This window comes from Pseudocitrobacter corydidari (assembly GCF_021172065.1).
In the GTDB taxonomy this organism is placed as follows: domain Bacteria; phylum Pseudomonadota; class Gammaproteobacteria; order Enterobacterales; family Enterobacteriaceae; genus Pseudocitrobacter; species Pseudocitrobacter corydidari.
In genome coordinates, this window is sequence record NZ_CP087880.1 from 1,362,269 (window position 1) to 1,385,461 (window position 23,193).

The window sequence follows — 23,193 nt, forward strand, 5'->3', positions numbered from 1 at the left end:
GTTTTGATCAAAATGTGAGGACTAATTCATAATTCAGAGGAATTTATAGAACACACTGGTCGCGGTTAATTCCCCCGCAGGCATCAGCGCATAACGCGGGATTTCCCCCACCTTCTCCCAGCCAGCACGCTGGTAGAACGTCTCCGCCCCGCTTCCCGTGGCGGTATCAAGTACGAGCACATTTTTGCCTGCATCACGAGCCACCGTTTCCAGATGCAACATCAACTGACTTGCTATACCAAAACGCCGGGCATCTTCATGAACCAGCAGTTTGGCAACATCCGCACGATGCGACTGGTTCTCGGGCTGATCGATAATAAGCTGGACGGTACCGACAATTCGCTGCTGCGCGTCTACCGCCGCAAGTAAGATACGTTCATTCGCCGCCACGCTCGCCGCTGTACGCTGCCAGAACGCCAGCGCTTTATCCCGGCTAAAAGGCAGCATAAAGCTCACCGATGCCCCACCCTCTACACAGTTAATCAGGATGTCGGCTAGATCGTTGAGATGCAGCAGGATATCGTCACGCGATAGCGTGCGCAGGGTGACAGACGGGCTCATGAAACTCTCCTTCGTGAATTTCATGTCACTATCACTGGCGGCGCGTAACGGCACAAGAGGTGCCGTCATCGCATTTACTTATGATTGCGGCTTATTCATTTGAATCACCAGCCAGTGGTGAATGACGCCGACAATATAGTGTTGCTGAGCATCATCAAGCGCCGTTCCCGCTGGAATATTGTGCCATTTTTCGAGACAGCCGCGACAGCAGGTCGCCGTGGCGTGCTGGGCGATAAACGCCGGATGCCCGCGCATTGGCGTTTGCTTGCCATCGTTTTTGGGCTGCGCCGGGGCGAGTCGAGAGGCAATAAAATCCGCCGCATGACTGTCGATAACGTCTGGGCCTTTGTCATAGCAATACTGCCGCTCTTTTACGCCGAGTTTAAAACGGCTACGAAACGGCGAGCGTGCCAGACGTGTAAACAAATTATCGAGAGGAACCATTAGTACACTGAACGTCCAATCTTGTGCGTTAACCTTTCCAGAACCGCGACGCCCGCCAGTGAGTTACCGGCATCGTCCAGTTCCGGGCTCCAGACGGCAATCGCCATCTCGTGCGGCACGATCGCCACCACACCGCCCCCCACGCCGGATTTCGCCGGCAATCCAACACGCCAGGCGAACTCACCTGCGTTCTGATACATGCCGCTGGTCGCCATCAGTGCATTAACCTGCCGCGCCTGCATCGGCGAAATAATCGGATGGTGAATATGCGGTGCCCGGCCCTGATTCGCCAGGAACAAAAATGCCCGCGCCAGTTCGTTGCAGCTCATTTTCAGCGCGCAGTAGTGAAAATAGTTTTGCAGCACCGTCGCCACATCATTATGAAAATTACCGAAGGATTTCATGAGCCAGGCGATCGCCGCGTTACGCGCAGAGTGCTCAAATTCGGATCGCGCCACGACCGTATCGTAGGTAATATCCGCAACGCCGCATAGCGTGCGCACAATCTCCAGCATACGCATGCGCGGCGCACTTAAACGCCCTTGCAACATATCGCACACAACCAGGGCGCCCGCGTTAATAAACGGATTACGAGGAATACCCTGCTCGATTTCCAGCTGTAACAGTGAGTTAAAGGGCTGACCGGAGGGATCTTTCCCGACGCGCTGCCAGATTTCGTCTTCCGAATAGTGGTTCATCGCCACCACCAGACTGAGCACTTTCGAGATGGACTGGATGGAAAAACGTTCTTCGGCATCACCCGCCGAGAAGTGCTGGCCATCCACCGTGCTGATGGCAATCGCCAGCTTGTTGCCGCTCACCTGGGCCAGTGCCGGAATATAATCCGCCACTTTACCTTGCCCAATCAGCGGCCTGACGTCGGCTAAAATCGACGCCAGCATGTCATTATCGATGACCGTAGTCACTTACTACTCCTTGCCCGCAGGCTATTTCCGGCCTGCAAGTATAACAGAGCATGATGGATGAAACATAAGAAAGCCCGCACGAAGCGGGCTGATGAAAAATTGGGTGCGTTGTGGATATGCCTTGCACACAAAGAGTGGCGGGGATCGCTCCCCGCCGGTGCTCTTACGCGGAACTGCACGCTGTGAAAACAGCAACCTCCGTTTGGCCAGTTCGGATGTGGACCTCACAGAGATCTTTTCTCATCACCAGCACCGCCACATTGGCGGAAATACAGATAATGACCAGGGCCAGTAACATCCCTTTGTACTGTTTCATAGCGCTCTTTTCCTTGACCTTACGGTCTGTAAGAGGCACTCTACATGTGCTGACATATAGGGGGCCTCGGGTTGATTGAAAAATCACTCGGGGCTTTTCTCTATCTGCCATCCTGCAAATGCCTGAGACAGATAGCCTCAAGCACCCACAACCATCTTACGCCGCGCCATCCCTGTTTACGCGTTGATCAATAACCCTTTGTCGAGATTATCGACGGTCCTTCCACACCGTTTGTACGTTGCAGAATTCATGCAAACCAAAATGCGACAGTTCTCGACCAAATCCGCTTTTCTTCACGCCGCCGAAAGCCACGCGCGCGTCACTGGCGCTATAACCGTTGATAAATACCCCGCCACATTCGAGCTGTTCGGCAAAACGTTGCGCCTGTGCATCATCGGTAGTGAAAACGGTCGCTGAAAGACCAAACTCGCTGTCGTTAGCCAGTTCAAGAGCATGGTCGGCATCGCGCGCCACGGTGATTGCCGCCACAGGGCCAAACATCTCCTGACGAAACGCTGTCATCTCTGACGTGACATTTCCCAGCACGGTCGGCGCATAGAAATTGCCCGCCCCGGCCATTTTTTCGCCCCCCAGCAACAACGTCGCGCCTTCGGCAAGCGTAGCCTGCACCTGCTGATGCAGTTCATCGCGCAGATCAAAGCGCGCCATTGGACCTAAATAGTTTTGCTCGTCCAGTGGATCGCCCATTTTTAGTTGCTCGGTTGCCGCGACAAACCGGCGCGTAAAGGCATCTGCGATACCGGCTTCGACGATAAAGCGTTTCGCCGCAGCGCAAACTTGCCCGGTATTCTGATAGCGCCCGATAACGGCCGCCTGCACCGCGATATCGAGATCCGCATCGTCCAGCACAATAAAGGGATCGGAACCGCCCAGCTCAAGAACGCATTTTTTTAGTGCGGCACCAGCCTGAGCACCAATAGCACGACCTGCACGCACGCTTCCCGTTACCGTTACAGCGGCGATACGCACGTCGTTAATCGCCTGCGTCACGCCCTCATTAGTAGCATTCATCCAGCCAAAGACGCCCGCAGGAAGCCCCGCCTCATTGAAGATCTTGCCGATCAATTCGGCACTGCCCATAACGTTAGGCGCGTGTTTTAACAGATAGCTATTCCCGGCCAGCAGAATCGGTACCGCACCGCGCAGCACCTGCCACAGCGGGAAGTTCCACGGCATAATTGCCAGAATCGGCCCAAGTGGGCGATATTCAATAACGGCTTTGTTATCCTCCACCAGCGTGGATTCGGTATTCAGCATCGCCGGGCCATGCTCGGCGTACCAGTCGCAAAGACTGGCCGATTTCGCCACTTCCCCGCGCGCCTGAGAAATTGGTTTGCCCATTTCGCGGGACATCATTTGTGCCATCTCTTCGCCACGTTGACGCAGTACGCGTCCTACAGCGCGTAATGCCTCTGCGCGTTCAGCAACAGGCGTATTACGCCACTGACGATAGCCCGCGTCGGCAAGGACGATAGATTCATCGACCTCTGCGGGTGTTGCCCACGGCAATGCCGACAGTGTTTCGCCATTAGCCGGGTTGATGGAAATCGCGTGAGTTGCAGGTGAAGTCATTCTCTTCTCTCTTATCCGGTGATGTGATGCTGTCATTCTGGACGCTTGTTGTCTTTATGAAAACTGAATAATATTAAGCTCACCATTCACGAATTGAGAATACTATGGACCTGACGCAGCTTGAGATGTTCAACGCCGTCGCGCAAACCGGCAGTATTACCCAGGCCGCGCAGGTTGTGCACCGCGTGCCCTCGAACCTCACCACCCGTATTCGCCAACTTGAAGCAGATCTGGGCGTTGAACTGTTTATTCGCGAGAGCCAGCGCCTGCGTCTTTCCCCCGCCGGACACAGTTTTCTGCGCTACAGCCAGCAGATCCTCGCGCTGGTCGATGAAGCCCGCATGGTGGTCGCCGGGGATGAACCGCAGGGTTTATTTTCCCTCGGCGCGCTGGAAAGCACCGCCGCCGTGCGCATTCCGGAAACGCTGGCGCGTTATAACCAGCGTTATCCGAAGATTCAGTTTGATCTGGCGACCGGCCCTTCTGGGACCATGATCGATGGGGTTTTAGAAGGCTCGCTGAGTGCAGCTTTTGTCGACGGCCCGGTGATGCATCCAGGCCTGGAAGGCATGCCGGTTTATCAGGAAGAGATGATGATCGTCGCGGCGAATGGCCACCCTAAAATTTCCCGCGCCAGCGACGTCAACGGCACGAGTATTTACGCGTTTCGGGCCAATTGCTCTTATCGTCGCCATTTCGAGAGCTGGTTTCAGGCCGATCACGCAACGCCCGGCAGAATTCACGAGATGGAGTCCTATCACGGAATGCTGGCCTGTGTGATAGCCGGAGCGGGTTTAGCATTGATGCCGCGCAGTATGCTGGAAAGTATGCCTGGACATCATCAGGTCGAGGCCTGGCCGCTGGCAGAGAAATGGCGCTGGCTGACGACCTGGCTGGTCTGGCGGCGTGGCGCAAAAAGCCGCCAGTTAGAGGCGTTTATTGAATTGTTGGATGAGCCACCAGCAGATTAGTCCGCGATGATCAGTCTTGTAGACAAAGGCGTCAACGCACTACGCGCCTGCCCATCAAGCTGATTATCCGTAATAATTTCCGTCAGTTCGTTAAGATGCGCAATATTGAACAGCGACCATGCCCCGTATTTAGAACTGTCGGCCAGCAAAATTTTGCGTGATGCATGTGCGATAAGGTCACGCTTCAGCGCAGCTTTCTCTTCCGTGGGTGCTGTAATACCCTTCTCAAGATCCCAGCCGTTACAGCTTAAAAACGCCACGTCCGGCCAGGTATTTTGCAGCAATTTGCGACCGTGTTCGCCAATACAGGACTGGCTGGAGTCATCGATACGTCCGCCGATAATCGTTACTTCAATTTGTTTGAACTCCGCCAGAAAGAGCGCGATATGCAGGTCGCTTGTGATAACGCGAAGGGGTAAATGGGTAATCTGCCGCGCGAGCTCAATCATGGTTGTACCCGCGTCAAGAACGACGGAATCCCCCGCCTTCACCATCGATGCAGCGGCACTGGCAATGGCGTGTTTTTCCGCCAGGCTGCGCTGCATTTTCTCATGGGTCGTCGGTTGGGCAGGAATAAACCGGTTGAGCGTCACGCCGCCGTGTGTTCGGCTGATAACACCCTGCTCATCGAGCTTTATCAGGTCTCGACGAATCGTGGCCGGTGAAGCATCAGTTACCGCCACCAGCTCATCAACGGTGACCAGATTGTGGCTCTTCAGGTAATCCATTATCTGCTCTAACCGGTTATATCCCTTCATTTTATTCCCGCGAAATCTGCATTGCTAACTGGATGGAGACCGCCATGCTCTCAGACTTGGCTTTTCCTGTCCAGGCAATATCAAACGCGGTGCCGTGGTCGGCAGAAGTACGAATAAAGGGCAGCCCGGCGGTGATATTGACACCATCATAAAAACCAAGCAGTTTCAGCGGGATATGCCCCTGATCGTGGTACATGGCGACCACCATATCGTACAGCCCGTCGTGGCACTGCATAAACACGGTATCCGGCGGGCACGGGCCGGTAACATCGATACCTTCGGCCTGCATTGCTTTAATCGCGGGTGCGATAATCTCGATTTCCTCAGTGCCAAATAAACCGTGTTCCCCTGCATGCGGGTTCACACCCGCCACAGCAATACGTGGGCGCGCAATGCCAACCCGTTTCAGGAAGTGGTTCGCCACACGAATGACCGTCTTCACCCGGTCACCGTTCAGCGTATCCAGGAATTTACGCAGTGAGATATGGGTCGAAATATGAATAACCTTGAGCTTATCGGTATAGAGCACCATCGCGTACTCTTCACTGCCCGTCAGATGCGCCAGTAATTCCGTATGGCCCGGATAGTTATGCCCGCCAAGATGCAAAGCTTCTTTATTCAACGGCGCCGTGGCAATGGCTTTCACCTCGCCTGCCAGGGCCAGGGCCGTAGCACGTTTGATACAGCGATACGCTAAATCGCCTGCCGCAGCCTGTACCACACCGGGTGTCAGCGCATCGGGATTAGCCAGCGGCTCATCCATCACGTTAATCACGCCGGGAGCAAAATGGGCGTCGCTTACCTTTTCAATGACCCGTAACTCAGCCTGCGGCGTGATATTCATCGCCAGAATACGTCGCAGCGTGCGGACGCACCCTACTACCACTACCGGCGCGCCCGAAAGCCCGGCATCTGTCAGGGATTTAATAATGATCTCCGGGCCAATACCCGCCGGGTCGCCCATGGTTACCGCAATAATATTATTCACTCATTTTCTCCTCGATAAAATTCAGAACCTGACGCAACGTGGTCTCATCGCCAAACCCGCCTGCTTTCGTCATCACCGGACGTGACCAGACGCCGCCCAAAAAGTGACCATATGGAACGCATTGCGCCACGTTTCTCCTAATACGAAACCCGCTCGCACCTAACGCGCTGGCCGTCGCCATTGCCACATCGCCACCTGAGAGATAAAGCGCATCGGGCGTTGCGTGAAGCAAAACCTGCCGGGTGAGTTCGCCGAGAAACTGGCAAATCTTTTCGCCAAGCGCTGTACGACTCATCTGCCAACGCTGACAAAGGGTGTCGATATGGTGCCTTGCTACAGAATCGGTACAGGTGTGGACAATACAGTGGTCTCCTTTCTGCAAGGCCTGAGCAATACGCACGCCATAGCCACTGGCGTCGCCTGCCAGAATGTGTTCAACATCGACGTATATCTTTGTGGTGCGTGGATGTGAATGCAGTGTGGCAATCTGCTGTTGAGCGATTTCGCTCATTGAACCAATAATGGCCAGCACGGTGCGTGGCGGCATTATCGCCGAGCGCCGGGCCACGGCATTACAAATACCAGCGGAGCCGACCAGCAGCAGCGGCTGTTTAGCCTGCATCACGGCGGCAGCGATGCGATCCAGGTCGTTGTCCGTCTGCGCATCCATCACGCCAATCCACGGTTGCTCACAAGACAAATGGCTGAGCTGAGAAACCGTAACGGGCTGGCATGTAATGGCCGTCTGTAGCCGGATGATGTCCGTAATTCGGGCACTCATTACCGGGGTTTTCGGATCGCTGGCAAACTCGGTTTCCGTTAGCCGCACGCCGTTTACCCGACACTCACCGTCCACCGTGGTCCTTCCCGCCTGAGGAAATGCGGGAGCAACCACTGCGCCCGTTAGACCGCAGGCCCTCATCAGGGCTTCAATTTCCGCGCCGATATTGCCGCGCAGCGTGGAGTCTATCTTTTTAATCATGAGCGGCGGGTTATTCGCCATGGGAAGATGGCGCATCAGCGAGGTCATTTTCATCGCCGCCTGCTTAGGATCCATCGCCCGGCTGTCGCTATTAATCACCCATACGCTGGCATCACCGCGATAAGGCGTTTCAAAGGCCACATCAACCGTATGCCCCACCTGCGCCAGACTTACCCCCGCGTCGTTGGCCCCCGTGAAATCATCGGCCACGACGAGAATGCTCGGCTTACTGATTCCCTTTTCCATCATCACTCCGGGTTGTTTATGTTGAGAATGATTATATTCAATCACATTTGATTAAATGTGAGCAAGCTCAAGTTATTAACCACCCGGATAAATTATAAAATTAGGCCATGGTACGTAGACGACGGCATTTTTCATGATTGAATTCAATCACCAGAAGAGAGGTTATTTGTGGTAATCATCAACAGCACCATACTGAGCGGCGCAGGCGCAATCCCTTCCCTGACATCGCTCTTACCCGGCATTAGAAAATTGCTGCTGGTCACAGACAGCAATATTGCGCAGCTTAACGGTGTGCAGCAGATTCGCGCCTTACTGGAAAAGCACTGCCCGCAGGTGAGCGTTAACGATAATGTGCCCGCAGAGCCTACGCATCATGATGTGCGCCAGCAAATGGCGAACCTCGGCAACGCTTCGTTTGATGTGGTGGTGGGCGTCGGCGGCGGCAGCGTGCTGGATGTCGCAAAACTGTTGTCGGTGCTTTGTCACCCTGATTCACCGGGGCTGGATGCGCTGCTTGCCGGTGAAAAACCGACGCAGCGGGTGCAATCATGGTTGATTCCTACAACCGCCGGTACCGGTTCAGAAGCCACGCCGAATGCGATTCTGGCGATCCCTGAGCAAAGCACGAAGGTGGGTATTATTTCTCCGGTGCTGCTACCGGATTACGTGGCGCTTTTCCCCGAGCTGACCACCAGCATGCCTGCGCATATTGCAGCGTCCACAGGCATAGATGCGCTTTGTCACTTACTGGAGTGTTTTACCGCGACCGTGGCAAACCCGGTCAGTGATAACGCTGCCCTGACCGGGCTAAGTAAGCTTTTCCGGCATATTCAGCCCGCCGTGAACGATCCTCAGGATCTGCGCGCAAAACTGGAAATGCTGTGGGCGTCTTACTATGGCGGCGTGGCGATTACCCATGCGGGCACGCACCTGGTTCATGCGCTCTCCTACCCGTTAGGTGGGAAATATCACCTTCCGCACGGCGTGGCGAATGCCATCTTGCTGGCGCCATGCATGGCCGTCGTACGCCCTTACGCGGTTGAGAAATTTGCCCGGGTCTGGGATTGCATTCCTGACGCGGATACCTCCCTGAGCGCGGAAGCGAAATCTCACGCACTGGTGGCCTGGCTACAGGCATTAGTCAATCAACTCAAACTGCCCAACAATCTCGCGGATCTAGGCGTACCGCCCGAAGATATTGCGTCTCTTAGCGAGGCGGCATTGAACGTGAAACGCCTGATGAACAATGCCCCCTGCCAGCTTGATCAGCAGGACGTGCAGGCCATTTACCAAACACTGTTTCCGCAACATAAATTTAAGGAATAAATCATGCCGAAAACCATTGAAGGTGTATTAACCGCCATCGTCACCCCATTTACCGCGACCGGCGGTCTGAATCTTCCGGCGTTAAAAGTCCAGGTGAATCGCCAACTGGAAGCCGGTAACGCGATTTTTTGCGGCGGCACCAACGGCGAGTTTTTTGTGCTGAACGAGCAGGAAAAACTCAGCGTTACGCAAACCTGCGTGGATGAAGTATCTGGCCGCGCACCGGTCGTGGCGCACATTGGTGAGATCTCGACGCGCGAAACAATTCATCTGGGCCAGCAGATTGAGAAAATGGGCGTAGATGCGGTATCGGTCATTACCCCGTTCTTCGTGCCGCTGAAGCAAGAAGAGCTGATTGCCCATTACACCGCAATTGCCGACGCGCTGAGCATTCCGATGTTTCTCTATAACATCCCGGCCCGCACCGGCAATACGATTCAGCCGGAAACCGCGCGCGCCCTGGCGTCGCACCCCAATATCATTGGGATTAAAGACAGCGCAGGAAGCCACGAAAGCCTGAAGGGTTTTCTCGATGCGGTGCGCGACATTGACGGCTTTAATGTGCTTAACGGCCCGGACTCGCTGATCCATAAAGGATTTGTCGAGGGGTGTTCAGCCTGCATCTCCGGGCTCGCCAACGTCGCGCCGCGAGAAATCAATGCCATCTGGTCTCGCTTCCATGCCGGTGATATTGAAGGGTCTTATCAGGCGCAAGAGAGTGTGACGGGCCTGCGTACCGAGCTCTATAAAGTGGCGTTTTCTCCGGCTGCGGTGAAAAAAGCATTGCAGCTTATTGGGCATGATGTGGGTGATAGCCGATACGCGGTTAATTTCACGTCGGAACAACTCAGCGAGATTAAACAAATTATTCGCAATTATAATATCAAATAAAATAATTATATTATCCAGCTCGCCAACCTGTTTCCATTAAGATTAGATTAAAGAGACTAAAGGATTAACACATGTTGCTGTGGTTATTGCAGCCAGACATTTGGCTCACTTTACTTACCCTCACCTTTCTGGAAATTATTCTCGGGGTGGATAATATTATTTTTCTTTCACTGGTAGTGGCAAAGCTGCCGTTATCGCAGCAAAATATGGCGCGTAAACTGGGTTTAAGCTGCGCGATGATTATGCGGATATTATTGCTGATATCCATTGCGTGGCTTTCACATATTACCCAGCCGCTTTTTACGGTGCTAGCGCTGGAGGTTTCCTTCCGCACATTGATTCTGCTCGGCGGCGGGTTGTTCCTGATTTATAAAGCGATACAGGAGATACACGAAGAGCTGTCGCCCGCGCAGGAAGACGCGCATGGCAGCGGGTCGCGGCAGCTGTCGCTGTGCGGTGCTATTGTGCAGATAATGCTGCTCGATATCGTATTTAGCCTGGATTCGGTCATCACCGCCGTCGGTCTTTCTCAACATATATTTATTATGATTGCCGCCGTGATGATTGCCGTTGGCATCATGATGTTTGCGGCGAAAACCATTGGTGATTTCGTTAACGCCACACCGTCAATAAAAATACTGGCCTTAACCTTTTTATTATTTGTCGGCGTATTGCTGGTTGCCGATAGCCTCAACATTCATATTGCCAAAGAGTATCTCTACTTCGCGATATTTTTCTCATTAAGCGTGGAGACACTCAATATTTTCCGTGAAAGAAGACATAAAAAAGTTTCGACAAAGATCGAAACGCATGAATCGCACTCGCATTAATAAATCTATTACCGACCTTAAGATGGAGTCTAACTATGTCTGTAGCCCTTATTCGTGACGGGGTCATCCGACCATCCGAAAACGATTCGCGTGTGTATACCGCCATGCTGCCCTCGTCCTGCCCGCAAAACCACGCGGCGAATATTCTGCCATTGCCGGATGGCGCATTAATGTGCGTCTGGTTTGGTGGAACGCAGGAAGGTATTGCCGATATTTCCGTCTGGGGATCGCGGCTGCCCGCAGGTGGAACGCAGTGGAGCGATGCGGTCAAGCTCTCCCACGACGACACGCGTTCAGAGCAGAACCCGGTACTGTTTCTCGCGCCCGATAACGTGCTGTGGCTGCTGTGGACCGCACAAATATCCGGTAATCAGGACACGGCCATCGTCCGCTATCGTAAGTCAACCGACCTTGGGCAAACCTGGGGCGAGATTGCCACCCTGCTCGATAAACCCGGCACGTTCATTCGCCAGCCGATCACGGTGCTTGATAACGGTAACTGGCTGCTGCCCGTCTTTTATTGCCGTACCCAACCCGGCGAAAAATGGGTCGGCAATGATGATATCAGCGCAGTGAAAATTTCCGCTGACGGTGGTCACTCCTGGCGCGATGTCGAGGTACCGCAAAGTCTCGGCTGCGTTCATATGAATATCACAATGCTGCGCGACAGTACGCTGGTTGCTCTCTTCCGCAGTCGTTGGGCGGACAACATCTACATCAGCCATTCTGCGGACCACGGCGAGAGCTGGTCGGTGCCACAAGCAACTGAACTGCCCAACAACAATTCGTCTATTCAGGTGACGACGCTTGCCAGCGGCGAGCTGGCGCTGGTGTACAACGCAATGAGCGCGGCTGGCGCAGTGGAACGCCGCGCGTCGCTGTATGACGAAATCGACGATGGCGACGATAGCCGCAAAGAACCCACCGCCGTTGGACGCTCCGCTTTCTGGGGTGCCCCGCGCGCGCCAATGACAGTGGCGATTTCTGCCGATGGCGGGAAAAGCTGGCCGTGGCGGCGCAATCTCGATGAAGGCGACGGCTACTGCATGACCAACAATTCGCTGGAAAAGCTAAACCGCGAGTTCTCCTACCCCAGCATCAAGCAAAGCCCGGACGGTTCGCTGCATATCGCTTACACCTGGTGGCGTCAGGCTATCAAGTACGTGCGCATCTCCCCCGAGTGGGTTAAGGGGCGGGCATCATGATTATCGGCAATCTCAACCATTTGTCGCAGGCGGGGCTTCCCGCCGGGGTGAAAAATATTCTGCTGCGCCCGGAGTGTTCGTTACAGGCGTTATCCGCCAGAGAGGACGGTCGCTGGCAACCTGAAGGATGCCGGTGGTTCTGCACGCTGGGCCTTTCAGACACGCAGCCCGCCGATCTCCGGCATACGGAGTATCACCATCTGTGGGCCGATATTCAGGTGGTGATTACCGGGTGTGAGGGCATTAATGCGGGAACGCGGCCCATCGCTCACAAAGGCGATGAAGAACGTAAGCCCGATCTGTTTATCGCCCTGCTCCCTGAGAACAACGTCTCCATCACCCTACACGCCGGTGATTTTGCCGTCTTTATGCCAGAAGAACCCCATCAGGCGCTGTGCGCGATTGACGCGGCTACGTCAGTACGCAAAGCGGTCTTTAAGGTGCCGCGCGACATGCTGGAAGCCTAAAAGGAGAGAAAAAATGACAATGGATATGATGTTGGCGCTAGGAATACTGGTTCTGATGATCGTGCTGATCATGTCGGACAAAATGCCCTTTGGTGCACCACCTTTGCTTGCCTGTTTACTGCTGGTGTTATGCAAGGTATCAACTATTCAGCAGGCCTTCGCCGGTTTTGTTAACTCAACCGTTATTATGCTTGCTGGTTTTATGGTGGTAATGGCCGGGCTGCAAAAAACACAACTTATCATGGGCATTAAAACCGCGATGATGTCACATCTGAATCGCGGGGGTTTTAAAAGCTATATACTGTTGCTGATGATCGTCATGCTTGGCGCGAGCCTTGCGGGCACGGGTGCGACGGGATATTACGTGTTAATCCTGTCGCTTATCGCATCGCTGCCTTATAGCCAGAAGCTACCGACCTCAAAACTTGTTATGCCATTAGGTTTTGCTACTAATCACCCATTGATTCCGATTAATGTGGCGTTACTTTTTGGTGTCACTGTATCCGTATTACAGTCATCAGGTATCAACCAGGAAATTTCGATGATCAAATTTGCCCTGGTTAACCTAATTATGTCAGCGGCATATTTTGCATGGAGTTTAATTGCTTACCGCTTTTTGCCAACCCACCCTACTGCGGATACCGTTGAGAATGATGGCTCGCAATCAGTAAATGCAGCAAATGTTCTTCCTTCCTGGAAAGAAAAATGCACTGTCGGCGCTTTTTTCGTCAGCGTCGTTGGCATGATGCTTATCAGCACATTAGGCGATATTGCTTATATTATTCCAGGCCTGGCGGGAGGTTTTTTACTGATTATCGGTGTCCTCGACTTTAAGGAGGTACGCGATAATATGGGCGCTCCGGTAATTATCATGACGGCATGTGTTATCGGTGTTGCTGACGCACTCGCGGGAACAGGTGTGACGGCGATGATCGGTAACGCTGTAGCCGGGGTTCTGGGAACAAACGTTTCACCGTTCATCTTTATTCTTGTTCTGGCGTTATTAACCAGCACTTGCTCTACCTTCACCGGCTCAACAATAGGCTCTATTTTCATTTTCGGCCCTATTGCCATTGCCGCCTGTACAGGATTAGGTATAAGCCCGATGGCAGCTGCTGTCGCGATAACGATATCAGGCTGGAACGGCGGCTATATGCCTATTGACGGAATGCCAGCAATGATTATGGGAATGGGCAAATACAAAATGTCCGAATTTTGGATTTTCACCATCCCCATGTATCTCATCCGTATTCTGGCGTTATGCGCAGGCGCTGTCTTTATCTTCCCAATGTAACCTCAGGAAAATAAAGCGTTCCTTTCAAATAAAGGGACGCTTTCCCACCCATCAATACCCGATTGCCCTGCCATTCACAGCGCACATCGCCGCCGCGCGCGGAAACCTGGCGCGCCAGCATTTGCGTTTTACCCAGTTTTTCGCCCCAGTAGGGAATGAGCATAGTATGCGACGAGCCAGTCACCGGATCCTCCCACACAGCTTCACCTGGCGAGAAGAACCGGCTGACAAAATCATACGCGCCGTCGCCACGTGCGGTGATCGCCACTTTATGTTCATCGGGGATCATGGCGCTAATATTCGGCGTCACCGCCTCAACCTGCTGGCGATTCTCAAGCTCAATAACCCAGGCGCGGCCTTTACGTGCATTCAGATACTCCGTAATCCCCAGCGCGGCAAGCATCTCGGCAGGCGGTGTCGCGGGTTGCGTCTCGCCCACGGGAAAATCAAGCGTCAGCCACTCACCATCGCGCGTGACCGTCAGTTGGCCTGATGCGGTTTCAAAGCGAATTGTGCGTTCCGGGTAATGCAGCTGCTGAAAAATAACGTGCGCGGTGGCAAGCGTTGCGTGCCCACACAGGTTGACTTCCTGGCGTGTGGTAAACCAGCGCAGCGCAAAACCACTCGGTTGCTGGACCACAAATGCGGTTTCTGACTGGTTATGCTGCTGGGCCATTTTCAGTAATATTGCATCGGGCAGCCAGCTCTCCAGCACACATACCGCTGCCGCATTTCCCTCAAAAGGACGCTCACTGAACGCATCCACCAGATAAATATCAATTTCCCGCATTTTGATCTCCTGTCGCTGTTCAATCGTTAAAATGACACAAATCTGCGGACTGCGGCAGTCTGATGTAAAAAAATCACGGGGACTGCCATTGATTTAACCAATACAAAATGAGATCTAAGTCACAAAATGATTGTCATTCAACCAGCAATGGCTTTAAGATCGCACGTCTCATCCTTTCCAAACTACCCCAGAAAATTCTATGACAACGAACACAGTCTCGCGCCACATCGCATGGCTCCGGGTGGTGACGCTCGCCATCGCGGCCTTCATCTTTAATACCACCGAGTTTGTGCCGGTGGGCCTGCTGTCTGATATCGCCGACAGCTTTGGGATGACGACGGCACAGGTCGGTATCATGCTGACTATCTATGCATGGGTAGTGGCGCTGATGTCGCTGCCGTTTATGCTGCTGACCAGCCAGATGGAACGCCGTAAGTTATTGATTGGCCTGTTTGTTCTGTTTATCGCCAGCCATCTCCTCTCTTTCTTTGCCTGGAACTTTACCGTGCTGGTCGCCAGCCGTATCGGTATCGCATTTGCCCATGCCGTGTTCTGGTCGATCACCGCGTCGCTGGCTATCCGCATGGCGCCTGCCGGAAAACGGGCTCAGGCGCTGAGCCTGATTGCCACCGGTACCGCGCTGGCGATGGTTTTTGGCATTCCGATTGGCCGCGTCGTTGGGCAATATTTTGGCTGGCGAACGACTTTCCTGGCCATTGGTATCGGCGCGCTGCTGACCATGGTGGCGCTGATTAAACTGCTGCCCAAACTGCCGAGCGAGCATTCGGGTTCCCTGAAAAGCCTGCCCGTGCTGTTCCGTCGCCCGGCGCTGGTCAGCATTTATCTGCTGACCGTAGTCGTGGTGACCGCCCATTACACCGCGTATAGCTATATCGAACCCTTCGTGCAAAACGTCGCCGGGCTGAGCGGGAATTTCGCCACCATGCTGCTGCTGATCCTTGGTGGCGCGGGCATCATTGGCAGCATTCTGTTCGGGAAACTGGGTAATTTGCACGCTTCTGGCCTCATCACCAGCGCCATTGGCCTGCTGCTGATTTGCCTGCTGCTGCTGTTACCTGCGTCTCATCAGGCCAGCCACCTGGCGGTATTAAGCGTCTTCTGGGGAATTGCGATCATGATTATCGGCCTGGGAATGCAGGTGAAAGTGCTGTCGCTGGCGCCGGATGCCACCGACGTGGCGATGTCGCTGTTTTCCGGGATCTTTAATATTGGTATTGGCGCGGGTGCGCTGCTGGGAAGCCAGATAAGTAGCCACATTTCAATGGCCTCTATTGGTTACGTCGGGGCGGTTCCGGCCATTGCGGCGTTGATTTGGGCTGTCATTATATTCCGCCGCTGGCCCGCGGCGTCATTAGAAGAGCAGGCGCACCGCTCGTGATGTTTCGGGAGCCGGGCTTAAAAATCCCGGCTCCCTGTATTACGCGCCCGGCCAGGTGTTAATGATTTCCACCACGCCGTTAATAATAAACTGCACGCCCATACACACCAGCAGGAACCCCATCAGGCGCGAAATGGCCTCAATGCCGCCTTTCCCCACCCAGCGCATGATCGCCCCGGAACTGCGCAGGCTGCCCCACAGAATAATCCCCACCAGCGCGAAGATAATCGGCGGCGAAACCATTACCACCCATTCCGGGAAACTGACCCCGTGTTTAATGGTGGACGCCGAGCTGATAATCATCGCGATGGTACCAGGACCTGCGGTACTCGGCATCGCCAGCGGCACAAACGCAATATTGGCGGTCGGCTCATCTTCCAGCTCTTCTGATTTGCTGGAGGCTTCCGGTGATTCGTGGGCTTTCTGCTGCGGGAAAAGCATGCGGAAACCGATAAACGCGACGATCAATCCCCCGGCGATACGCAGGCCAGGTATAGAAATGCCGAATGTATTCATCACCAGTTGGCCGGCATAGTACGCCACCATCATAATAGCGAAGACATAAATAGAGGCCATTCGCGCCTGATGGTTACGTTCTGCCGCGTTCATATTTCCCGCTAATCCGAGAAAAAGGGCAACGGTTGTGAGCGGGTTTGCCAGCGGTAAAAGCACCACCAGACCAAGCCCGATTGCCTGAAAAAGTTCAATCATATGAGATACTAGCCTTCTCTGTTTTACGAATAAGTTCGCAGTCTACGCGATGCAGTATAGCGTTTTCGCAGCATCTCTTGCTATGTCACCCCGTTGTACAGAATTTCCTCTTAATTGTAGTTGGATAGTCTCTGTTCAGAGTTTTAGCAAATCGTGGCATCCCTTAATCCATTCAGTTGACTTATGATTGCGTGAGAAATAATATCCACCGCAACTAAAGTACTTGCCAGGGCAACCATTGTGAACATCACAAGCGACCTCTTCGATGAAATCATCCCGCTTGGGCATTTGATTCACATGGTTAATCAGAAAAAAGATCGCTTACTCAACGAGCATCTATCGCCTGAAGACATTACTTCCTCTCAGTTCAGGGTCCTCTGCTCTATCCGCTGCAAAGGCAGCATTACACCGGTAGAGCTGAAGAAAATCCTTTCGGTCGATCTGGGCGCGCTTACCAGAATGCTTGACCGATTGCTTTGCCGGGGCTGGATTGCCCGTTTGCCGAATCCTCATGACAAACGCGGCGTACTTATCCAGTTAACGCCAGAAGGCGCTGAAATTTGTGAGAAATGTCATCAGCTTGTTGGGCAGGACCTGCACCAGGAATTAACAAAAAACTTAACGGCAAACGAAGTTGCAACGCTTGAACTTCTGTTAAAAAAGATTTTGCCGTAAACAGAAAGAGGTAAGACGATGTCCAGACGCAACACTGACGCTATCACCATTCATAGCATTTTGGACTGGATCGAAGATAACCTTGAATCGCCCCTGTCGCTGGAAAAAGTGTCAGAGCGCTCGGGTTACTCCAAATGGCACCTGCAACGGATGTTTAAAAAGGAAACCGGACACTCTTTAGGTCAGTACATTCGCACCCGCAAACTGACCGAGATTGCCCAGAAGTTAAAAGAGAGCAATGAGCCGATTCTCTACCTGGCAGAACGCTACGGTTTTGAATCACAGCAGACGTTGACGCGAACCTTTAAAAACTATTTCGATGTGCCGCCGCACAAGTATCGCGTCACCAATATGCACGGAGAGTCTCGTTATCTCTTCCCGCTTAATCACTGTACTTATTAATCGCCTGCACAAGACGTATCGAGGAATACCATGAAACTGTTCGCCTCCGCTGCCTTCGCTATTATGGCGTTGGTTTCCAGCCAGAGTTATGCGGAGCAAACCCTGACACCAACGCAACACAACGCCCGAGACACCATGATTATGCCGTCGGCTAACCAACAGTCGCCGTTCGATTTTAATCATATGGATGCCGGTAGCGACAAATCAGACGAACTGGGTGTACCGTACTACAATCAGCGTGGCCTCTGATTTGTGTCCGCCCCGCACATGCGGGGCGTTGCTTTACCCCCTCGCCGCCCGCATGCCGGGTAGACGCAAACCGAAGACATTAATAAACAAGCCAGCCATAATCAGCACCGCTCCCAAAAGCTGTAATGCAGATAAGGTTTCATCGAGCAATAACGCTGCGCTTGCCAGCCCCACCACCGGAACCAACAACGACAACGGTGCCACGCGCCAGGTTTCATAGCGCCCGAGTAATGTTCCCCAAATGCCATAGCCGATTATCGTCGCCACAAACGCCAGATAGACCAGCGACAAAATCGTGGTGAGATCGATAGCCAGCAGGCTTTGCGCCATCAGTGACGGGCCCTCAAACATCAGCGAGCTGAGCATAAACGGAATAATCGGGATCAGCGCACTCCACACCACCAGCGACATCACTGCCGGTCTTGTTTCATGCTGCATAATGCGTTTATTAAAGATATTGCCACAGGCCCAGCTTAGCGCCGCCGCCAGGGTGAGCATAAAACCTAATAAGCCGACATGCTGGCCGTTCAGGCTCCCCTCAATCAGCACCAGTACGCCAAATACCGCCAGAGAAATCCCGGCCACCTGCTTGCCCTGTAACCGTTCGCCAAACACAAACGCACCGAGAATGATGGTAAAGAACGCCTGCGCCTGCAGCACCAGCGAGGCCAGCCCGGCAGGCATACCAAATTTGATCGCACAAAACAGAAAGGCAAACTGACCAAAGCTGATGGTCAGGCCGTAACCCAGCAGCAGGTGAAGGGGAACTTTCGGCCTTGCCACAAAAAAGATGGCCGGAAACGCCACCAGTAAGAAGCGTAATCCCGCTAACAACAGCGGTGGCATATTGTGCAGGCCCACTTTGATCACCACAAAGTTGATGCCCCACGCCACCACCACCAGCAATGCCAGTAGCCCATCTTTACGTGTCATACCCTGCCTCAATGATTTATTAAAATTATGTGAACAGATTCAACATAACTAAAAATAGCAAGATCGAACAGATCATTATTTTTGGCAGGGTGAAATGTGCAGGCATCCCCTTTCCTCTGGTATACAAGCACGCGTTAGCGTGATATTTCTGAAAAGGCACATCACAACGAAAACATAACAAATCGTCAGGCCGAATAATGAAACCATCTTTACGGCGCGCCACCGGAGCGCTGCTGGCGTCGTCGCTCCTGTTGACCATCGGACGTGGCGCAACACTTCCTTTTATGACTATCTACCTCACGCGCAAATATGCGATGACGGTCGATACCATCGGCTATGCCATGACCATCGCGCTGACTATCGGCGTCATCTTTAGCCTTGGATTTGGCATTCTCGCGGATAAGTTCGATAAGAAACGCTATATGCTGCTGGCGATCGTTGCGTTTATCGCCGGGTTTATTGCTATTCCGCTGGTGAATAGCGTTACGCTGGTGGTGCTGTTCTTCGCACTGATTAACTGCTCTTATTCGGTGTTCGCTACCGTCCTGAAAGCCTGGTTCTCCGATGCCCTGTCATCAACAGAAAAGGCGCGGATCTTCTCCCTCAACTACACCATTCTCAATATCGGCTGGACGGTTGGCCCACCGCTCGGCACGCTTCTGGTGATGTACAGCATTAATCTGCCCTTCCTGCTGGCTGCCGTATGCGCAGCCTTGCCGCTGATGCTGATTCAGCGCTACGTACAACGACTACTCGCCAGTGAAAGCGAACAAACGCCGGTGGCGTGGGATCCGTCGGTATTATTGCGTGACAAAGCCTTATTATGGTTCACGCTATCGGGCCTGCTTGCCTCCTTCGTAGGCGGGTCGTTTGCCTCATGCCTCTCGCAATATGTGCTGGCGGTGGCCGACAGCACCTTCGCAGAGAAAGTGATCGCGGTGATCCTGCCGGTGAATGCCGCCATAGTCGTCTCACTCCAGTATGCGGTGGGCCGCCGACTCAGTACCACAAACCTGCGCCCGCTCATGACGCTGGGCACCGTTTGCTTTGTGCTGGGGCTGGTCGGGTTTATGTATTCCGACAACAATCTGATTTACTGGGGACTCGCCGCGGCGGTGTTTACGATTGGCGAGGTTATCTATGCACCCGGCGAATACATGTTGATTGATAACATCGCTCCGCCGGGCATGAAAGCCAGCTACTTCTCAGCACAGGCGCTGGGCTGGATGGGCGCGGCGATGAACCCCATGCTCACCGGGCAAATTCTCACGCACATGCCGCCCGCGTCGCTATTCCTGATTTTAATCGCCGCGATCGTCATTGCCTGGGCGTTGGTGCTGAAAGGCATGAACGCCAGCGGCAGGCGTAAAGCGCTCACCGCGCTGTAAGCGTCATCCTCAGCGCGCGATTTCCGCGTGCTGAGGTGTACCGGCAAACTCATATCCTTCATCCTGCCAGCCGGTCATTCCGCCTATCATCACTTTCACCGGACGCCCCAGTAACGCCAGCTTCAGCGCCGCCTGGTCAGCGCCGTTGCAGTGCGGGCCCGCGCAATAGACCACAAACAACGTCTCCTGCGGCCAAGCTGCCATCCTCTCCGCCGTCATCTCTCGATGAGGTAAATGACGCGCGCCGGGAATATGTCGAGCGGCAAACATTTCCGGGCTGCCAACGGCATGCAGAAGCACAAAGTCTACATCCTGATTACGCATGGCGGCGTGCACATCGGCACAGTCTGTTTCCATACTTAAGCGCTGGCGAAAATGACGTATTGCGTCTTTGGCTGGGGCTACGGCAAATTCACTTACATAACTCATAGTCACATCTCCTGGTCTGTGTTAACACTATGTTGTCACCGCGTCTGCGGGATCCACTAACGCGAGTATAAACATGGCATTACCCCTTAAGCCGCCCGCATTTCTGACAGAAAACAGCCAGAATGTGACAATCTCTGGTTCTCCCCTGGTAGTCGTACTGGCTTACGATGGGCTCTGTACGTTTGAATTTGGCGTGGCGGTCGAAATTTTTGGCCTCCCGCGTCCGGAGATGGGTGACAGCTGGTATCGCTTCGCCGTCGCCGCCGTGGATGACGGCGAAATGCGCGCCCTCGGCGGCGTTCGTATGATGACGGATGGGGGGTTAGAACGCTTAAAGGACGCTGACACGATTGTGGTGCCGGGCTGGCGCGGCGTGGAAACCCCGGTTCCCGACGCGCTGTGCGACGCGTTGCGTCAGGCTCATGCCCGTGGTTGCCGAATTATGTCTATTTGCTCCGGCGTTTTTGTGCTGGCGGCGGCTGGCTTGCTGGACGGTAAAAAGGCCACAACCCACTGGCGCTATACTGAGAAACTCCAGCAGCGTTATCCCGCTATCAGTGTGGTTGATGATGTGCTGTATCTGGAACAGGATAACGTCATGACATCCGCAGGCAGCGCGGCGGGGATTGATCTCTGTTTGCACGTCGTGCGGCTCGATTTCGGCCTTGATGCGGCGAATATCGTTGCGCGTCGTTTAGTGGTCCAGCCTCATCGCGACGGCGCACAAAAACAGCAGATTGAGCGCCCGGTCGCGCGCGATCGCGAAAGCCTGCGGTTAGGCTCGCTGTTTGATTATCTGCACCAGAATATTGCTGAAAACCATACGGTGGCCTCGCTGGCGAGGCGCATGGATATGAGTGAACGTACGTTTTTACGCCGATTTCAGGAGGCAACAGGAAAAACACCGGCACGCTGGCTGTTAGACGAACGCCTTCGCCGGGCACAGCATTATCTGGTGACGACGCGCATCAGCATGGAACGCGTGGCTGAGCAAGCAGGGTTTGTAAATGGTAAGACTCTGCGTCGCCATTTTCAGCAGCATCTGGCAAGCAGCCCACTCGCCTGGCGGAAAAAATTCACGGTCAGCGGTGAATAATATTATTTCAGGCAAAAAAAAACCGTCAGATAACTGACGGTAAAATGCTTGCATGGATAGATCTGTGTTTTTGGTTAGTACAGTCATTCGTAGACATCCGTGGTAACGACGACTGTTGCTAAAATCATCCTAGCACTGGCTTCCTCAATGAAAGCTAAACGACAAATACGTCATTCAGCGTATTTGTTTTCCAGCCTTTTTTGCTTTTACAGCAGGCTGTACGATCCGCCCACATCCTGCCAGACCGTGATTCCTGTAAATTTTGATTTTCAGGCGTGTTAGACCAGGTGATCCCACGGCGAATTTTACGCATACTTTTTTTCATACTACCCTCCGGCAGATTGTCGAAATTTAATCCGTTAACTCAACAAGTTACAAAGCAATAGTAGCAGTCTGAATGGCGAGTTACTTCAATAAATGCGCTTATTTGTAAAGACGGTGTGAGGAAATGCACGAATGCTAAAGACATAGATATCAACAGCAGACACCTACCGAATATGTCGGGTTGTCGTGAAATGCATCTTGCGTAAGATAACCCGCGTTATCTTCCTTCAGGATTGATGACGAGAATGCATAATTCATTGTCAGATTTAGCCCGCCTTCCCCTGTGCGGGCTTTTTTTTGTGTTTTCATCACAAAAACAGACATCAAAAATAAAAAACATTTGATACACAGTCAGATAAATTATAATGCGGGTGAATAACACTACAGGGAGGTTGTCGTGTTTGAATCTCATTTAAATATTTTTATCAGAGCAGTGTTTGTTGAAAACATGGCGCTCAATTTCTTTTTAGGGATGTGCACGTTTCTGGCGATTTCTAAAAAGATCGATATCGCCTTTCGGCTTGGTCTTACGGTTACAGCCCTGCTTACCGTAGCAACGCCCATCAACAATCTGATTTATACCCATCTGCTGAGGGAGAACGCGCTGATCGAGGGGGTGGATCTAAGTTTTCTCGATTTCATCACCTTTATTGGCGTACTGGCGGCACTGGTACAGATCCTGGAAATGGTGCTGGATCGCTTTCTGCCCGCCTTGCATCACACCCTGGGCGCATTCCTGCCGTTATTGACCATTCACTGTGCCATCTTTGGCGCGACCATTTTTATGGTGCAGCGTGAGTATACATTCGGCGAGTCCATCACTTACGGCGCCGGATGTGGCCTCGGCTGGATGCTGGCGCTGGTGGCGCTGGCGGGCATTCGTGAGAAGCTGAAATACGCCAATATGCCAAAAGGCCTGCGCGGGCTGGGCAGCGTGTTTATTACCGCCGGGCTGATGTCGCTGGGGTTTATGTCGTTTTCGGGGATATCGCTTTAGGC

Annotated in this window: 26 protein-coding genes; 14 read left to right on the forward strand and 12 right to left on the reverse strand. The window is 53.3% G+C overall.

Translation table 11 applies throughout. The features are described from left to right. Positions 1–33: 33 nt before the first annotated feature. The 5 genes from G163CM_RS06260 to sad form a co-directional block, all read right to left on the reverse strand. The gene (locus G163CM_RS06260) at positions 34–561 is read right to left on the reverse strand and encodes a GNAT family N-acetyltransferase (RefSeq protein ID WP_231827269.1); all 528 of its coding nucleotides are present in this window, start codon (positions 559–561) and stop codon (positions 34–36) included. A 78-nt stretch (positions 562–639) separates the two neighbouring features. Beyond that, on the reverse strand, positions 640–1,005 hold the full coding sequence (locus G163CM_RS06265; protein ID WP_231827270.1) for a DUF4186 domain-containing protein: 366 nt from the start codon (positions 1,003–1,005) through the stop codon (positions 640–642). Next, the gene (gene glsB / locus G163CM_RS06270; RefSeq protein WP_231827271.1) at positions 1,005–1,931 is read right to left on the reverse strand and encodes a glutaminase B; all 927 of its coding nucleotides are present in this window, start codon (positions 1,929–1,931) and stop codon (positions 1,005–1,007) included. The genes G163CM_RS06265 and glsB overlap by 1 nt, the downstream gene beginning before the upstream one ends. A gap of 163 nt (positions 1,932–2,094) precedes the next feature. Next, the gene (locus G163CM_RS06275) at positions 2,095–2,247 is read right to left on the reverse strand and encodes a Hok/Gef family protein (RefSeq protein ID WP_231827272.1); all 153 of its coding nucleotides are present in this window, start codon (positions 2,245–2,247) and stop codon (positions 2,095–2,097) included. A gap of 207 nt (positions 2,248–2,454) precedes the next feature. After that, a complete protein-coding gene (sad, locus tag G163CM_RS06280) occupies positions 2,455–3,840 on the reverse strand; it encodes a succinate-semialdehyde dehydrogenase (protein ID WP_231827273.1) in 1,386 nt (461 codons plus the stop codon). A 104-nt stretch (positions 3,841–3,944) separates the two neighbouring features. On the opposite strand from sad, the gene ptrR reads away from it, so the two are divergent. Then, complete coding sequence (gene ptrR, locus G163CM_RS06285) at positions 3,945–4,811, forward strand: putrescine utilization regulator PtrR (protein ID WP_231827274.1); 867 nt, start codon at positions 3,945–3,947, stop codon at positions 4,809–4,811. Here ptrR and G163CM_RS06290 read toward each other — a convergent pair. Genes G163CM_RS06290 through dtnK form a run of 3 tightly spaced genes read right to left on the reverse strand, consistent with a single transcriptional unit; the run spans position 4,808 to position 7,785 of the window. Further along, a complete protein-coding gene (locus G163CM_RS06290; RefSeq protein WP_231827275.1) occupies positions 4,808–5,569 on the reverse strand; it encodes a DeoR/GlpR family DNA-binding transcription regulator in 762 nt (253 codons plus the stop codon). The genes ptrR and G163CM_RS06290 overlap by 4 nt on opposite strands. A gap of 1 nt (position 5,570) precedes the next feature. Then, positions 5,571–6,557, reverse strand: a complete 987-nt coding sequence (locus G163CM_RS06295) for a D-threonate 4-phosphate dehydrogenase (protein ID WP_231827276.1) — start codon at positions 6,555–6,557, stop codon at positions 5,571–5,573. Continuing rightward, positions 6,550–7,785, reverse strand: a complete 1,236-nt coding sequence (dtnK, locus tag G163CM_RS06300) for a D-threonate kinase (RefSeq protein WP_231827277.1) — start codon at positions 7,783–7,785, stop codon at positions 6,550–6,552. Before dtnK ends, G163CM_RS06295 begins: the two co-directional genes overlap by 8 nt. A 168-nt stretch (positions 7,786–7,953) precedes the next feature. On the opposite strand from dtnK, the gene G163CM_RS06305 reads away from it, so the two are divergent. The 6 genes from G163CM_RS06305 (at position 7,954) to G163CM_RS06330 (ending at position 13,798) form a co-directional block, all read left to right on the forward strand. Further along, complete coding sequence (locus tag G163CM_RS06305) at positions 7,954–9,111, forward strand: iron-containing alcohol dehydrogenase (RefSeq protein ID WP_231827278.1); 1,158 nt, start codon at positions 7,954–7,956, stop codon at positions 9,109–9,111. A 3-nt stretch (positions 9,112–9,114) separates the two neighbouring features. Continuing rightward, positions 9,115–10,002 carry a dihydrodipicolinate synthase family protein gene (locus G163CM_RS06310; RefSeq protein ID WP_231827279.1) on the forward strand — a complete coding sequence of 296 codons (888 nt, stop codon included), beginning with the start codon at positions 9,115–9,117 and terminating at the stop codon, positions 10,000–10,002. 71 nt (positions 10,003–10,073) lie between these two features. After that, positions 10,074–10,832, forward strand: coding sequence for a TerC family protein (locus G163CM_RS06315; protein ID WP_231827280.1), 759 nt, complete (start codon positions 10,074–10,076; stop codon positions 10,830–10,832). A 35-nt stretch (positions 10,833–10,867) separates the two neighbouring features. Continuing rightward, positions 10,868–12,037, forward strand: a complete 1,170-nt coding sequence (locus tag G163CM_RS06320; protein ID WP_231827281.1) for a sialidase family protein — start codon at positions 10,868–10,870, stop codon at positions 12,035–12,037. Continuing rightward, a complete protein-coding gene (locus G163CM_RS06325; RefSeq protein WP_231827282.1) occupies positions 12,034–12,504 on the forward strand; it encodes a NanQ anomerase/TabA/YiaL family protein in 471 nt (156 codons plus the stop codon). Before G163CM_RS06320 ends, G163CM_RS06325 begins: the two co-directional genes overlap by 4 nt. Before the next feature lie 13 nt (positions 12,505–12,517). Next, complete coding sequence (locus G163CM_RS06330; RefSeq protein ID WP_231827283.1) at positions 12,518–13,798, forward strand: SLC13 family permease; 1,281 nt, start codon at positions 12,518–12,520, stop codon at positions 13,796–13,798. Here the strand turns inward: G163CM_RS06330 and G163CM_RS06335 are convergent. Beyond that, positions 13,782–14,588 (reverse strand): PhzF family phenazine biosynthesis protein, encoded by an 807-nt coding sequence (locus G163CM_RS06335; RefSeq protein WP_231827284.1) that lies wholly within the window; start codon positions 14,586–14,588, stop codon positions 13,782–13,784. The genes G163CM_RS06330 and G163CM_RS06335 overlap by 17 nt on opposite strands. A gap of 199 nt (positions 14,589–14,787) precedes the next feature. On the opposite strand from G163CM_RS06335, the gene G163CM_RS06340 reads away from it, so the two are divergent. Next, on the forward strand, positions 14,788–15,987 hold the full coding sequence (locus G163CM_RS06340) for a sugar transporter (RefSeq protein ID WP_231827285.1): 1,200 nt from the start codon (positions 14,788–14,790) through the stop codon (positions 15,985–15,987). Positions 15,988–16,026: 39 nt separating this feature from the next. On the opposite strand, the gene G163CM_RS06345 is transcribed toward G163CM_RS06340, so the two are convergent. Next, the gene (locus G163CM_RS06345; RefSeq protein WP_015964433.1) at positions 16,027–16,698 is read right to left on the reverse strand and encodes a MarC family NAAT transporter; all 672 of its coding nucleotides are present in this window, start codon (positions 16,696–16,698) and stop codon (positions 16,027–16,029) included. A 240-nt stretch (positions 16,699–16,938) separates the two neighbouring features. Between G163CM_RS06345 and marR the strand changes: the two genes are divergently transcribed. Genes marR through marB form a run of 3 tightly spaced genes read left to right on the forward strand, consistent with a single transcriptional unit; the run spans position 16,939 to position 18,024 of the window. Further along, positions 16,939–17,373, forward strand: coding sequence for a multiple antibiotic resistance transcriptional regulator MarR (marR, locus tag G163CM_RS06350; RefSeq protein WP_015964434.1), 435 nt, complete (start codon positions 16,939–16,941; stop codon positions 17,371–17,373). A gap of 18 nt (positions 17,374–17,391) precedes the next feature. Beyond that, complete coding sequence (marA, locus tag G163CM_RS06355) at positions 17,392–17,775, forward strand: MDR efflux pump AcrAB transcriptional activator MarA (RefSeq protein ID WP_108474241.1); 384 nt, start codon at positions 17,392–17,394, stop codon at positions 17,773–17,775. A gap of 30 nt (positions 17,776–17,805) precedes the next feature. Beyond that, positions 17,806–18,024: a multiple antibiotic resistance protein MarB gene (gene marB, locus G163CM_RS06360; RefSeq protein ID WP_015964436.1), complete on the forward strand. Its 219-nt coding sequence runs from the start codon at positions 17,806–17,808 to the stop codon at positions 18,022–18,024. 33 nt (positions 18,025–18,057) lie between these two features. On the opposite strand, the gene eamA is transcribed toward marB, so the two are convergent. Next, positions 18,058–18,957: an O-acetylserine/cysteine exporter gene (eamA, locus tag G163CM_RS06365; protein WP_231827286.1), complete on the reverse strand. Its 900-nt coding sequence runs from the start codon at positions 18,955–18,957 to the stop codon at positions 18,058–18,060. A 197-nt stretch (positions 18,958–19,154) separates the two neighbouring features. On the opposite strand from eamA, the gene ydeE reads away from it, so the two are divergent. Continuing rightward, entirely contained in the window at positions 19,155–20,345 is a 1,191-nt protein-coding gene (gene ydeE / locus G163CM_RS06370; RefSeq protein WP_231827287.1) for an efflux MFS transporter YdeE, read from the forward strand. Positions 20,346–20,354: 9 nt separating this feature from the next. Here ydeE and G163CM_RS06375 read toward each other — a convergent pair whose 3' ends face one another. Beyond that, the gene (locus tag G163CM_RS06375) at positions 20,355–20,774 is read right to left on the reverse strand and encodes a rhodanese-like domain-containing protein (RefSeq protein ID WP_231827288.1); all 420 of its coding nucleotides are present in this window, start codon (positions 20,772–20,774) and stop codon (positions 20,355–20,357) included. Between the two features lie 103 nt (positions 20,775–20,877). On the opposite strand from G163CM_RS06375, the gene ftrA reads away from it, so the two are divergent. Both ftrA and nqrE read left to right on the forward strand, forming a co-directional pair. Then, on the forward strand, positions 20,878–21,870 hold the full coding sequence (gene ftrA / locus G163CM_RS06380; protein ID WP_231828337.1) for a transcriptional regulator FtrA: 993 nt from the start codon (positions 20,878–20,880) through the stop codon (positions 21,868–21,870). Between the two features lie 721 nt (positions 21,871–22,591). Beyond that, on the forward strand, positions 22,592–23,191 hold the full coding sequence (gene nqrE / locus G163CM_RS06385) for an NADH:ubiquinone reductase (Na(+)-transporting) subunit E (RefSeq protein ID WP_231827289.1): 600 nt from the start codon (positions 22,592–22,594) through the stop codon (positions 23,189–23,191). Positions 23,192–23,193: the final 2 nt, after the last annotated feature.